Origin of the sequence: Marinobacter sp. bablab_jr003, assembly GCF_016464245.1 — a bacterium.
GTDB lineage: Bacteria > Pseudomonadota > Gammaproteobacteria > Pseudomonadales > Oleiphilaceae > Marinobacter > Marinobacter vinifirmus.
The window spans coordinates 27,266-40,795 of the sequence record NZ_JADARC010000097.1; the positions used below are offsets into that span (position 1 = coordinate 27,266).

The window sequence follows — 13,530 nt, forward strand, 5'->3', positions numbered from 1 at the left end:
CTCTCCGGTTACATGCGGAACACGCCAAAGCGCGTCGGCTTGGCGGGTCGGTTCAGGGTGGCAGACAGGCTGAGGGCTACCACTTCCCGGGTCTGGGCCGGGTCGATCACGCCGTCGTCCCACAGGCGGGCGCTGGCGTAGTAGGGGTGGCCTTGCTGTTCGTATTTATCGGCGATGGGTTGCTTGAATTCGGCTTCTTCTTCGGCACTCCAGTCCTGGCCTTTGCGTTCCATGCCTTCACGTTTGACTGTGGCGAGTACGTTGGCGGCCTGTTCGCCGCCCATCACCGAGATGCGGGCGTTGGGCCACATCCACAGGAAGTCCGGGCTGTAGGCCCGGCCGCACATGCCGTAGTTGCCGGCGCCGTAGCTGCCGCCAATCAGCACGGTGATCTTGGGCACGTTGGCGCAGGCCACGGCCATGACCATCTTGGCGCCGTGCTTGGCAATGCCTTCGGCTTCGTATTTCTGGCCCACCATAAAGCCGGTGATGTTTTGCAGGAACAGCAGCGGGATGTTGCGCTGGCAGCACAGTTCAATAAAGTGCGCGCCTTTCTGGGCGGATTCGCTGAACAGGATGCCGTTGTTGGCGATGATACCCACGGGGTAACCGTGGATATGGGCGAAGCCGGTCACCAGGGTGGAGCCGTAGTAGCGTTTGAATTCGTCAAATTCGGAGCCGTCGACGATGCGGGCGATCACGTCGCGTACGTCGAACTGTTTGCGCAAGTCGGTGCCGACGATGCCGTAGATTTCTTCCGGGTTGTACAGCGGTGCTTTGGGTTCGCGCAGTTCGACCGGCACGGGTTTGCGGCGGTTGAGGTTGGCGATGCAGCGCCGGGCGATGTCCAGGGCGTGGGCGTCGTTCTCGGCGTAGTGGTCGGCCACGCCGGAGATTTTGCAGTGTACGTCCGCGCAGCCCAGGTCTTCAGCGCTGACCACTTCGCCGGTGGCGGCTTTGACCAGCGGCGGGCCGGCCAGGAAGATGGTGCCCTGATTGCGCACGATGATGGATTCGTCGGCCATGGCGGGTACGTAGGCACCGCCGGCGGTGCACAGACCCATAACAACGGCGATCTGGGGGATACCATCGGCAGACATTCGGGCCTGGTTGTAGAAAATGCGGCCGAAGTGGTCGCGGTCCGGGAAGACTTCGTCCTGCCTTGGCAGGTTGGCGCCGCCGGAGTCGACCAGGTAGATGCAGGGCAGGCGGTTGGTTTCGGCAATTTCCTGAGCGCGCAGGTGTTTTTTGACGGTCAGCGGGTAGTAGCTGCCGCCTTTAACGGTGGCGTCGTTGGCGATGATCATGCATTCAGTGCCGCTGACCCGGCCGATGCCGGCGATTACGCCGGCGGCGTGGACGTCTTCGCCGTAGACGTTGTAGGCGGCGAACTGGCCGATTTCGAGGAAGGGGGAGCCTTCGTCGAGTAGTTTGTTGATGCGTTCGCGGGGCAGGAGTTTGCCGCGTTCGGTGTGGCGTTTCTGGTATTCGGGGCCGCCGCCCTGGTGGATGGTTTCGACTTTTTCCCTTAGGTCGGTTACGGCGGAGGCCATGGAGTGGTGGTTGGCCTGGAATTCGTCGGACCTCGGGTTAATTTTGCTCTGGAGTATCGTCATTAGATATTCGTCCGTGCATCGGCCCTGCGGGTAGAGCGATTCAAAAACCGCTACAAGCACGTCCCTGTGCGCTTCTCTCCGGCCATCCATGGCCTACGAAATTTTTGAATCGCTCTACCCGCAGGACCTCGTTTGACTTGGTCAGTGGATTCCGCGCAACGCTTACTTGTTCAGGAACAGTTCTCTGCCAATCAACATCCGCCGGATTTCAGACGTTCCAGCCCCGATTTCATACAACTTCGCGTCCCGCAGCAGGCGGCCGGTGGGGTAGTCGTTGATGTAGCCGTTGCCGCCGAGGAGCTGGATGGCGTCGAGGGCGAGTTTGGTGGCCATTTCGGCTGAATACAGGATGGCGCCGGCGGCGTCTTTGCGGGTGGTTTCACCGCGGTCGGCGGATTGGGCGACCATGTAGACGTAGGATTTGGCGGTGTTCATGAAGGTGTACATGTCGGCCACTTTGCCCTGTACCAGTTCGAATTCGCCGATGGCCTGGCCGAATTGTTTGCGTTCGCGGATGTAGGGCACGACTACGTCCATGGCGGCTTGCATGAGGCCGAGGGGGCCGCCGGAGAGGACGATGCGTTCGTAGTCGAGGCCGCTCATGAGGACTTTGGCGCCGTTGCCAACTCCGCCGAGGACGTTTTCTTTGGGGACTTTGCAGTCTTCGAACACCAGTTCGCAGGTGTTGGAGCCGCGCATGCCGAGTTTGTCGAGTTTCTGGTGGCGGCTGAAGCCGGGGTAGTTGCGTTCTACGATGAAGGCGGTGACGCCTTTGGAGCCGCCTTTCGGGTCGGTTTTGGCGTAGATGACGTAGGTGTTGGCGTCTGGTCCGTTGGTGATCCACATTTTGTTGCCGTTGAGGACGTAGTGGTCGCCTTCGTCGCGGGCGTGGAGTTTCATGGAGATGACGTCTGAGCCGGCGTTGGGTTCAGACATGGCGAGGGCGCCGATGTGTTCGCCGGTGATGAGTTTGGGCAGGTATGTCTGTTTTTGTTCTTCGGTGCCGTTGCGGTTGATCTGGTTGACGCACAGGTTGGAGTGGGCACCGTATGACAGGCCAACGCTGGCGGAGGCCCGGCTGATTTCTTCCATGGCCACTACGTGGGCCAGGTAGCCCATGTCGGCGCCGCCGTATTGTTCGCTCACGGTGATGCCCAGCAAGCCCATGTCGCCCAGTTTGCGCCACAGGTCCATGGGGAATTCGTTGGTGCGGTCGATTTCCTCGGCCCGGGGGGCGATTTCATCGGCGGCGAAGCGGTTGACCTGTTCACGCAGGCTGTCGAGGGTTTCGCCGAGGCCGAAGTTGAGTTCGCTGTATTGGGATTTCATGGTGTGCTGCCTTTTTTGTTCTTGCTAGTGTGTGTCGTTAAGCGACCCGCTGCGGGTTGTTGCCCTAGTCGGCGGCCAGGCTTTGTTGTTCTTTCTTTTTCTGCAGTTCGTCCAGAGCTTCGCGGCATCGGGTTTCTGCGGTGTCTATTTCCATCTCCGCCTGCGCGATGTCGTCTTTTTGTTGTTCAAGGTGCGCGCGTCGGTCGCCCAGGATCTCGAGCATTTTCAGCAGCTGCTTTTCATTGCCGGTGAGGGTTTCATCCCAAAGGTCGAACAGCTCCTTGGTCTGGGCCAGGGAAAACCCCATGCGTTTGCCGCGCAGGATCAGCTTCAGGCGCACCCGGTCTTTGTTGCTGAAGATGCGGGTCTGACCGCGCCGGGTGGGGTTCAGAAGCCCCTGGTCTTCGTAGAAGCGGATGCTTCGAGTGGTTACGTCGAACTCCTGGGAGAGCTCGCTGATATTGAAGGTTTTCTTGTCGCTCATGTGCGGTCCGGAACGGTTGTGTTATTTTTGCTCAGGGTAATTCAAGTTTACGTTAACGTAAAGTATGGCTCATGGCTGGCTTGGGCTCCTAGCCTTCCGGTTGTGCGGGCGGGTACGCGGGGTGTGGGGTATTTTTCTTCGGGGAAAAACAACTCGCTTCGCTCAGACATCTTTTTCCCTGTCAGAAAAATACCCCACACCCCCCTACCGACGGGCAGCACAGGAATACCAAGAAAAAAGCAACGAGAGCACCCAGAAATAGGTGTGAACGTTGCACTAGCCCCGATTAGGCAAAAAAATACTGCTGCTGTTATCTCGCGACTACCCGCCAATGCCCGTCGGCGCGGGGTGGCTGTTGGATTTTTTGCCGGAAAAAGATGTCTGAGCGAAGCGAGTTGTTTTTCCAAAAAAAATCCAACAGCCACCCCGCAAGCCCGCCCGCACAACCGGAAGGCTAGGAGCCCAACCCAAGGCAGAGTGGACTTGTCCGAACGGGTCAATTTTTTGGGCCAGAAGGGTCATTCCAACAGGTCCTGCACCTTTGCCTTAATGGCCGGCAGCCGGTTACAACAACAAGGAAATGAGGTAAGCATGTCAGATTCAACGCTCACTCAGCACAATAACCAAGTTATCAGGGCCTTAAGGAACACAATTGGTGACGCCATCGCGCGTTCAGCCGCCTGTCATGGCGACAAGGTAGCTCTGGCATTCGCTGACCGACAATGGACTTTTCGGGACATTGAAGCTGCGAGTAACCGTGTTGCTCACCAGTTGATAGCCCTGGGACTGAATAAAGGCGAGCGGGTAGCTGCCTACGGTAAGAACTCCGATGCCTACCTGCTATTGTGGCTGGCGTGCACAAAAGCGGGGCTGGTTCATGTCCCGGTCAACTATGCCCTGGTGGAGCATGAGCTGTCCTACGTATTGAATCAGTCGGGAGCGAGGGCACTGTTTTACGACAATGATCTGAAGCCTCAGGTGGATAGCGTTGCCTCAACGGTCGATATTGAAATCCTCGGCAGCCTGCACGGCGCCCACTCCCCTGATGATATTCTTGAAATGGCCTGTTCCGGAGCCAGCGATCTGCCGCCGGATACCGACCAGTCCGATACCGACGTTGTCCAGATTCTCTACACGTCAGGCACCACGTCCGACCCCAAGGGAGCTATGCACACCCACCGCTCACTGATGACTGAGTACGGGGCGGCCCAGTACCATCTCGACATTGTTCCGGGTGACCGTTGCCTGGCGGCATTGCCGCTGTACCACTCCGCCCAGATGCATGTGTTCATGATGCCCATGTTGTTGACCGGCGGTTATACCCGGCTGATCAATGCCCCAACACCAGATGCCATCCTTGGCCTGCTGGCCAGTGAGCAGTTAAATGCCTCCTTTGCGCCACCAACGGTCTGGATCTCGCTGCTGCAGTTCAAAGGCTTTGATGCCAACAAGCTGCAGCACGTGAACAAGATTTACTACGGAGCCTCCATTATGCCCGGCGAAGTTGTACGGAAACTGAGCCAGCAACTCCCACAGGCTGGGCTGTATAACTGCTATGGCCAGAGCGAGATTGCTCCGCTGGCAACGGTATTGCGGCCCGAGGAACACCACGACCGTCCGACATCTGCCGGCAAACCATTGCAAACCGTTATGACCCGGATTGTAGACCCTGCTACCGGAAAGGACTGCAAGCCTGGAGAACAAGGCGAGTTGGTGCACCGGTCTCCACAGCTGATGGTCGGTTACTGGCAAAAACCTGAAGCCACAGAAGAAGCCTTCGAGGGCGGCTGGTTCCACTCCGGCGATCTCGGTTACCGTGATGAACAGGGCTATATTTATATTGTTGACCGGATTAAAGACGTGGTGAATACCGGTGGTGTTCTGGTGGCAAGCCGGGACGTGGAAGAAGCCCTTTACCAGCATGAGTCGGTAGCTGAGGTGGCGGTGATTGGTGTTCCGGACGAAAAGTGGATCGAAGCCATCTGCGCGATTGTCGTTGTACGTGACGGCTACCCTGAAAGTGCTGAGTCGCTGCTTGAGCATGCCAGAGCCAAGCTGGCCCGTTTCAAAATTCCGAAACACATCCAGTTTGTCGATCAGTTGCCGAAAAACAGCGCTGGCAAACTCCTCAAACGCAAATTGCGGGAAGCCTTTGCTGTTGAAGATGCCTAGCCTCCCATTGGGCTTGGGCTCCCAGACTTCCGGTTGTGCGGGCGGGCTTGCGGTGTGGCTGTTGGATTTTTTTTGGAAAAACAACTCGCTGCGCTCAGACATCTTTTTCCGGCAAAAAATCCAACAGCCACACCGCGCCGACGGGCATTGGCGGGTTCGCGGATGAAAGCCTGCCTATACCTGTGCTGCCCGTCGGTAGGGGGGTATGGGGTATTTTTCTGACAGGGAAAAAGATGTCTGAGCGCAGCGAGTTGTTTTTCCCCGAAGAAAAATACCCCATACCCCGCGTACCTGCCCCCGCACCCAGCAGGCTAGGAGCCCAAGCTAAATCAAGCCCGCACTACCCGTTAACCTGGTTGCCACGCCATCGGGCCGGCGACAAGCCGGTCCAGCGTTTGAAGGCCCGGGAGAAGGCGGCGGTTTCGGAGAAGCCCACCAGTTCGGCGATTTCGCTGATGCTCAGACTTTCGCTGGTCATCAGGCGGGTGGCGTGTTCCCGCCGCAGGGTTTCCTTGATCTTGCGCAGGGAGGTGCCTTCGTCCTGCAGTTTTCGGCCGATGTTGCGGGGTGTCATGTGCAGCTCCCGGCCCAAGGCGTCGAGCCCCGGCATGTCCGGGTAATTGTAGCGGGCCAGCAGGGCGTGGATGCGGGCGCGCAGGCTTTCGTCCTGGCTGGGGCGGTGCAGGATGTAGGCCGGAGCTGCCTGCAGGAATTGCCGGAGTTCTTCCTCACTGCGCACGATGGGTAGCTGCAGGTATTTTTCATGGAACAGAAAGCCGCACACCGGCTGCTCGAATTTCAGTTCGCCCGGGTACATGGCCCGGTACTCGGCTTCGTGGGCCGGGGCAGGGTAGCTGAACTGGGTGCGGGCGAAGGGGATTTGCTGGTCTACCAGCCAGCAGGACAGGCGTTCCCACATCAGAACCAGGAATTCCTGCAGCAGGTGGTCGGTGTCGTTGCCGGCGTCTTTCAGGTGCAAACGGAAGAACACTTGCCTGCCTTGCTCTTCCATCGCGATATCAAGATTCCGGCAGATCACCCGGTAAAAGTGCGCGCTTTTTCGAAGCACGGCGCCCAAGGTGGCCGAGCCCAGGCAGTAGTCGCACATCAGTGCGAAGGTGCCGTTGTTGCAGGGTTCCGATGACAAGCCGAGGAATTCGTCCCGGGTGGCGCGCCAGACCGATTTCACCAGTTGGGTCAGTTGTTGTTCGGTGATCAGCTGTTCCGGCGTGTTCAGCCAGCCGGCAGGGATGCCTGCCTGCTCAAGCAGTGTGGGCCCTTCGTGGCCCTGGCGTTCCGCGCCACGAAGGGTCGCTTGAAGGTAGTGGTTGGCAATGTGAGCCTTGGCCATAGTGGTCAGCGCAGCCGCGTAACAGGTCAATTAATTCGGCAAGAAGGGTCATTCTAGCCCGGAGGCATACGGAGTCTAATAGTGTTCCATTTTATTCACTGAATTTAAACGCGGGGCGCCCATGTCAGCAGAACAGGCAGAAACCGAATTATTCCAGGCCATGATTGTCCGGGCTCTGGAGCAGGAAGTCACACCTTTTTATGAGCAGTGGGAAGAGGCCGGAGAGATTCCGAGGCCGCTGTGGCACACCCTGGGGCAGGCCGGCATGCTCGGCATTGATATGCCCGAAGAGTATGGCGGTGCGGCGGCCAGTTTCGAGGTGAGCCAGCTGGCGATCGAAGATATCGCCCGCATGGGCTTTGGCGGCCTGGCCTCCGGTTACAACATCCACGCCAACATTGTGATGCCGTACATCCTGCATCTGGGTAATGAACAGCAGAAACAGGCCTGGTTGCCGGCGATGATCTCTGGCGAGGTGCTGGGGGCGATCGCGATGACCGAGCCGGGTGCCGGCAGTGATCTTGCTGCTATGCGCACCACGGCGGAGCGCACCGAGGGCGGCTGGCGCATTAACGGCGCCAAGGTGTTTATCACCAACGGCTTGCATGCCGATATGGTGATTGTCTGCGCCAAGACCGACCCGAAAGCCGGGGCCAAGGGCGTGTCGCTGTTTCTGGTGGATACCAGCCTGCCAGGCTTTAGCCGGGGCAAGGGCATCAAGAAGATCGGCCAGCACGCCAGTGACACCGCAGAGTTGTTTTTCTCGGATCTGATCGTGCCTGAGGAGGCACTGCTCGGGGAAGAAGGCAAAGGCTTCGCCTACCTGATGCAGGAGCTGCCCCGGGAGCGGCTGGGTGTGGGTGCCCAGGCGATCGGTGCCTCCGAAGGTGCATTGGCGCTGACGCTGGATTACGTGCAGCAGCGCCAGGCCTTCGGCCAGCGCATTGCTGATTTTCAGAATACCCGGTTCAAGCTGGCAGAAGCCCGGGCCCGTATTGATATGGCCCGTGCCTACCTGAACCAGTGCGTCACCAAATACCACCAGGGTGCCATGACGGCGACAGACGCGGCCATCCTGAAGCTGATGCTGACCGAGATGCAGTGCGATATCGCCCATGAATGCCTGCAGCTTTTCGGCGGCTACGGTTATACCCTGGAATATCCTATTTCGCGGTTCTTTGTGGATGCCAGGGTGCAGACCATTTACGCTGGCACCTCGGAAATCATGAAAGAGGTGATTGCCCGCTCCATGCTGGGCAAGTGAGCCTTTCTAACACTTATATTCAGGAGAAGAACATGAAACTGACAGACGTAGTCATTCTGGACGGTGCCCGCACCGCTATCGGCAGCTTTGGCGGCAGCCTGAGCTCACTGGCTCCGGCCGAACTGGGCACCGCCGCCGCTCGCGAGGCCATCAGCCGCGCTGGTGTAGAAGCTGCGGATATCGACCATTCGGTATTCGGCCACATCATCACCACGGGCCCACAGGACGCTTACCTGGCCCGGCACATTGCCCTGAATGTGGGTATGGAGAAAAGCTCTGCGGCGTTCAACGTGAACCGCCTGTGTGGCTCTGCCGTGCAGTCGGTGATCAGCGCGGCCCAGCTGATTGTGATGGGCGACAGCCGCATGGCGCTGGCTGGTGGTGCCGAATCCATGAGCCAGGGTGCTTACCTGTTACCGAACGTTCGCAAAGGCCTGCGCATGGGCGATGGCCGGGCGGTAGACCTGACCCTGGGCATCCTGAGTGATCCGTTTGGCAGTGGTCACATGGGTATGACCGCCGAGCGTATCGCCGCCAATCAGGGCCTGACCCGGGAAGAACTGGACGCGTTTTCTGCTGAAAGCCACCGCCGGGCCGCGAATGCCATCGAGAAAGGTTATTTCGATGGCCAGATCGTGCCGGTTACCGTCAAACAGGGTCGCAAGGAAGTCGTGTTCGATAAAGACGAGCACGTACGCCCGGGCACCACGGTAGAAAGCCTGGCAGGCCTCAAGCCTGCGTTCCAGAAAGACGGCATTGTGACCCCGGGCAATGCCTCCGGCCTTAACGACGGTGCCGCAGCCATGGTACTGACCAGTGCCGCAGAAGCCGAAAAGCGTGGCCTGAAAGCCCGCGCCCGGCTGGTAGGCTATGCCTTTGCCGGCGTAGACCCGGAAGTGATGGGCGTGGGCCCGATTCCGGCGGTTCGCCAGGTTCTGAAGAACACCGGTTTGTCTGTGGCAGACCTGGATGTGATCGAATCCAACGAAGCCTTCGCCGCCCAGGCTATGGCCGTCAGCCGCGAGCTTGGCCTGCCGGAAGACAAGGTGAACCCGAACGGCGGCGCGGTCGCTCTGGGCCACCCGGTGGGTGCGACCGGCTCCATCCTGATTATCAAAGCCCTGGCGGAACTGGAGCGTACCGGTGGCCGTTACGGCCTGATCACCATGTGTATCGGTGGCGGGCAGGGTATTGCACTAATTGTTGAGCGCCTCGACTGAAACGGGTGTTGTTTCAAACAGGGTATCTGGGTTAAGTTTACGTAAACGTAAACTATGCGCGGCCAGTTTTTGGCCGCGCTAAAACCAATAACAGGACGCAAGTTATGGATTTCAAAAACACTCCCGCCATCGTCACCGGCGGTGCCTCCGGCCTGGGTGAAGGCGCTGCGCGGGCGCTGGCTGCTGCAGGCTGCAAAGTGGCTATCCTGGACCTGAACAAAGAGCGTGGCGAACAGGTGGCCGCCGAGCTGGGCGGCATTTTCATCGAATGCAACGTGGCCTCGGAAGAAAGCGCGGAAGCTGCACTGAAAGCCGCTCGGGAAGCCCATGGCCCCTGTGGTATTGCGGTGAACTGTGCGGGCATTGCCCCGGCGTCGAAGATTCTGGGCCGCGAAGGCGTGATGCCGCTGGACAGTTTCAGCAAGGTGATCCAGGTAAACCTGATCGGCACCTTCAACATCCTGCGGCTGGCGGCAGCGGATATGGCTCAGCGCGAGCCCAACGCCGATGGCGAACGGGGCGTGATCATCAACACCGCATCGGTTGCCGCCTACGAAGGCCAGATTGGCCAGGCCGCTTACAGTGCCTCGAAAGGCGGCGTGGTAGCGCTGACCCTGCAATCAGCCCGGGAACTGGCTCGCGAAGGTATTCGGGTGAACACCATCGCTCCAGGCCTGTTCATGACCCCGATGATGGCTGGCATGCCCCAGGAAGTTCAGGACAGCCTGGCCGCCACCTTGCCGTTCCCCAAGCGTCTCGGTAAGCCGGAAGAGTTCGGCATGATGGTCGACCAGATGGTACGCAACCCCGTTCTGAACGGCGAAGTCATCCGGCTCGACAGCGCCCTGCGCATGGCGCCCCGATAAGGCACGGATAACAAGGATAAAAGGTGAGCGAAATGACCAACACCGTTGATCAGGAAGAACTGGCACTGTTCCGGGATGCCGTCATCAAGGCCCTCGAAACCGAAGTGGCGCCCCATTATGAAGCCTGGGAAAAGAGCGGCATCGTACCCCGGGAACTCTGGAACACCCTGGGCGCAGCCGGCATGCTGTGTGTGGACGTAACGGAAGACTGCGGCGGCTGCGGTGCGCCGTTTCAATACTCGGTTGTGGTGGGCGAAGAACTGGCCCGGATGGGATTCGGTGCGCTGTCCACCAACGTGATGGTCCATTCCGACATCGTAGCGCCGTATCTCAGCCACATCGGTAACGATGAGCAGAAACAGCAATGGCTGCCGAAAATGGTCTCCGGCGAAGCCGTCGGCGCAATAGCTATGACCGAACCGGGAGCAGGCAGCGACCTGCAGGCCATCCGCACCAGCGCAGTGAAATACGGTGACGACTACATCCTGAACGGTTCCAAAACCTTCATCACCAACGGCCAGCACGCGGATATGGTCATCGTCGCCGCCAAGACCGACCCCAATGCCGGCGCCAAGGGCATCAGCCTGTTCCTGATCGACACCTCGTTGCCGGGCTTCAGCAAAGGCCGCAACCTGGACAAAATCGGCCAGCATTCCGGCGATACCTCTGAACTCTTCTTCTCCGACATGCGAATTCCTTCCTCGGCACTGCTGGGTGAAGAAGGGCAGGGCTTCGTGTATCTGATGTGCGAACTGCCAAGGGAGCGACTGGTCATCGGCGCCTTGGGTGTTGCCGCCGCCCGTGGCTCACTGGACATGACCATCCAGTACACCCAGGAACGGGAACTGTTCGGGCAGAAACTGAGCCAACTGCAGAACACCCGCTTCGAAATCGCCCGCATGGAAACCGACTACCGCATTAACAAGGCATTCGTCGACCAGTGCATCCGCGAATACGAAGACGGCAAGCTGGATGCGCCGACAGCATCCATGGCGAAGTACAGCGCCACTGAGATGCAGTGTCGCGTGGCGGATGGTTGTTTGCAGCTGTTCGGCGGTTACGGTTACACCACCGAGTATCCGATTTCCCGCAATTTCATCGATGCGCGGGTTCAGCGGATTTATGGCGGCACTTCGGAGGTTATGAAGGAGATCATTGCCCGTTCTGTTTTGGGGCGCTGAGGTTTCTTCTTGGGCTCCCAGCCTTCCCGTTTTGCGGGCGGGCTTGCGGGGTGGCTGTTGGATTTTTTTTGGAAAAACAACTCGCTTCGCTCAGACATCTTTTTCCGGTAAAAAATCCAACAACCACCCCGCGCCGACGGGCATTGGCGGGTTTTCGCTTGATAAGAGCAGCTGTACGTTTTGCGCTGAGAGCGGGTAGCGATCAGTTTGATGCAACGTTCAATGGTGCTTCAGGTTACTCTCGTTGCTTTTTGCTTTTTGCTTTTTGCTTTTTGCTTTTTGCTTTTTGCTTTTTGCTTTTTGCTTTTTGCTTTTTACATTCAGCACTCCTGTGCTGCCCGTCGGTAGGGGGGGGTGGGGTATTTTTCTGGCAGGGAAAAAGATGTCTGAGCGAAGCGAGTTGTTTTTCCCAGAAGAAAAATACCCCACACCCCGCGTACCTGCCCCCACAACCGGAAGGCTGGGAGCCCAAACCAGCGGCCCACAAGCCCAAACAAGACCAATCGGCAAACCAAGAATACAAACTAGATTCTGTTGAAGGAGAACAAAACTCATGAACAACGACATCGTCATTGCAGGCTCCGCCCGAACTCCGATGGGTGGGATGATGGGCTCGCTGAGCTCTGTGCGCTCACCGGAACTGGGGGCGGTTTCCATTAAGGCTGCCATTGAACGTGCAGGGCTGCAGCCGGCGGACGTTCAGGAAGTCATCATGGGCTGTGTGCTGCCTGCGGGCCTGGGCCAGGCGCCGGCTCGGCAGGCGTCTCGTGCTGCTGGTATCCCGGATAGCTCCGGGTGTACCACCATCAACAAAATGTGCGGCTCCGGCATGCAGGCCATTATCATGGCCCATGACCAGATCAAAGCGGGCACCAACAGCATCATGATTGCCGGTGGCATGGAAAACATGAGCCAGGCGCCGTATCTGCTACCGAAAGCCCGCGGCGGTATGCGCATGGGCCATGGCCAGGTGATGGACAGCATGTTCCTGGATGGACTGGAAGACGCCTACGAAGGCGGCCTGATGGGCGTTTTCGCACAGCGTACGGCTGATGAGTTTAACATCACCCGTGAAGCCATGGACGAATTCGCCATTGGCTCCCTGCAGAAATCCCTGGCGGCGATCGAGAATGGCTGGTTCCGGGATGAGATCGTACCGGTGACGGTCTCCGGCCGTGGTGGAGATACCCAAGTCGACATCGACGAACAACCGGGCAACGCCAAGCCGGAGAAAATCCCCCAGCTGAAACCGGCGTTCGCCAAGGACGGTTCCGTAACCGCGGCCAACTCCAGCTCCATCAGCGACGGCGCCTCGGCCCTGGTCCTGACCACCGCTGAGGAAGCTCAGAACCGTGGCCTGACCCCGCAGGCGCGAATCGTAGCCCACGCCACCCACGCCCGTTTGCCAGCGGAGTTCACCCTGGCCCCGATCGGTTCCATCGAAAAGGTGCTGAAAAAAGCCGATTGGACTCTGGATGACGTAGACCTGTTCGAAATCAACGAAGCCTTCGCAGTGGTTACCCTGGCTGCCATCAATGAGCTGAACTTGCCGGCTGAAAAGGTCAACGTCCACGGCGGCGCCTGCGCCCTGGGCCACCCCATCGGCTCTTCCGGCTCCCGTATCATCGTCACCCTGATCAATGCCCTGAAGCAGCGCGGCCTGAAACGCGGTGTGGCGTCCCTCTGCATTGGCGGTGGTGAGGCGACTGCCGTGGCTGTGGAACTGATTTAAGTTTGGCTTTCTGGGAGTCCGGCTTGGGCTCCCGGACTTCCCGTTTTGTGGGGCGGCTGGGCTTGGGCTCCCAGACTTCCGGTTGTGCGGGCGGGCTTGCGGGGTGGTTGTTGGATTTTTTTTGGAAAAACAACTCGCTTCGCTCAGACATCTTTTTCCGGCAAAAAATCCAACAGCCACCCCGCGCCGACGGGCATTGGCGGGTTCTCGTTTGGAAAGACATTTTTGGGAAAACCTAGTGCCTACCCTTGTTAGTGGCAGCTAACCCACACAATCTTTGCCTTTGCCTTTGCCTTTGCCTTTGCCTTTGCCTTT

11 protein-coding genes are annotated in these 13,530 nt (G+C 58.8%); 6 read left to right on the top strand and 5 right to left on the bottom strand.

Annotated features, from left to right (window positions below):
* Positions 1 to 8 precede the first annotated feature (8 nt).
* From H3Z84_RS08995 to H3Z84_RS09005, 3 genes are all read right to left on the bottom strand, one after another.
* Complete coding sequence (locus tag H3Z84_RS08995; protein WP_199457225.1) at positions 9 to 1,616, bottom strand: carboxyl transferase domain-containing protein; 1,608 nt, start codon at positions 1,614 to 1,616, stop codon at positions 9 to 11.
* Positions 1,617 to 1,778: 162 nt separating this feature from the next.
* A complete protein-coding gene (locus tag H3Z84_RS09000) occupies positions 1,779 to 2,945 on the bottom strand; it encodes an isovaleryl-CoA dehydrogenase (RefSeq protein WP_199457226.1) in 1,167 nt (388 codons plus the stop codon).
* Positions 2,946 to 3,009: 64 nt separating this feature from the next.
* On the bottom strand, positions 3,010 to 3,429 hold the full coding sequence (locus tag H3Z84_RS09005) for a MerR family transcriptional regulator (RefSeq protein WP_199457227.1): 420 nt from the start codon (positions 3,427 to 3,429) through the stop codon (positions 3,010 to 3,012).
* 591 nt (positions 3,430 to 4,020) lie between these two features.
* Here H3Z84_RS09005 and H3Z84_RS09010 point away from each other — a divergent pair.
* On the top strand, positions 4,021 to 5,601 hold the full coding sequence (locus tag H3Z84_RS09010; RefSeq protein WP_199457228.1) for a fatty acyl-CoA synthetase: 1,581 nt from the start codon (positions 4,021 to 4,023) through the stop codon (positions 5,599 to 5,601).
* A 340-nt stretch (positions 5,602 to 5,941) separates the two neighbouring features.
* On the opposite strand, the gene H3Z84_RS09015 is transcribed toward H3Z84_RS09010, so the two are convergent.
* The gene (locus H3Z84_RS09015) at positions 5,942 to 6,982 is read right to left on the bottom strand and encodes an AraC family transcriptional regulator (RefSeq protein WP_199457229.1); all 1,041 of its coding nucleotides are present in this window, start codon (positions 6,980 to 6,982) and stop codon (positions 5,942 to 5,944) included.
* A 91-nt stretch (positions 6,983 to 7,073) separates the two neighbouring features.
* On the opposite strand from H3Z84_RS09015, the gene H3Z84_RS09020 reads away from it, so the two are divergent.
* The 4 genes from H3Z84_RS09020 (at position 7,074) to H3Z84_RS09035 (ending at position 11,483) form a co-directional block, all read left to right on the top strand.
* Positions 7,074 to 8,216, top strand: a complete 1,143-nt coding sequence (locus tag H3Z84_RS09020) for an acyl-CoA dehydrogenase family protein (protein WP_199457230.1) — start codon at positions 7,074 to 7,076, stop codon at positions 8,214 to 8,216.
* Positions 8,217 to 8,248: 32 nt separating this feature from the next.
* Entirely contained in the window at positions 8,249 to 9,436 is a 1,188-nt protein-coding gene (bktB, locus tag H3Z84_RS09025) for a beta-ketothiolase BktB (RefSeq protein ID WP_058341058.1), read from the top strand.
* A 104-nt stretch (positions 9,437 to 9,540) separates the two neighbouring features.
* Entirely contained in the window at positions 9,541 to 10,302 is a 762-nt protein-coding gene (locus H3Z84_RS09030; protein WP_094625845.1) for a 3-hydroxyacyl-CoA dehydrogenase, read from the top strand.
* 32 nt (positions 10,303 to 10,334) lie between these two features.
* The gene (locus H3Z84_RS09035; protein WP_199457231.1) at positions 10,335 to 11,483 is read left to right on the top strand and encodes an acyl-CoA dehydrogenase family protein; all 1,149 of its coding nucleotides are present in this window, start codon (positions 10,335 to 10,337) and stop codon (positions 11,481 to 11,483) included.
* Between the two features lie 219 nt (positions 11,484 to 11,702).
* Here H3Z84_RS09035 and H3Z84_RS09040 read toward each other — a convergent pair whose 3' ends face one another.
* Positions 11,703 to 12,056 carry a hypothetical protein gene (locus H3Z84_RS09040; RefSeq protein ID WP_199457232.1) on the bottom strand — a complete coding sequence of 118 codons (354 nt, stop codon included), beginning with the start codon at positions 12,054 to 12,056 and terminating at the stop codon, positions 11,703 to 11,705.
* On the opposite strand from H3Z84_RS09040, the gene H3Z84_RS09045 reads away from it, so the two are divergent.
* The gene (locus H3Z84_RS09045) at positions 12,037 to 13,215 is read left to right on the top strand and encodes a thiolase family protein (RefSeq protein WP_199457233.1); all 1,179 of its coding nucleotides are present in this window, start codon (positions 12,037 to 12,039) and stop codon (positions 13,213 to 13,215) included. The two genes, H3Z84_RS09040 and H3Z84_RS09045, sit on opposite strands and share 20 nt — an antisense overlap.
* Positions 13,216 to 13,530 lie beyond the last annotated feature (315 nt).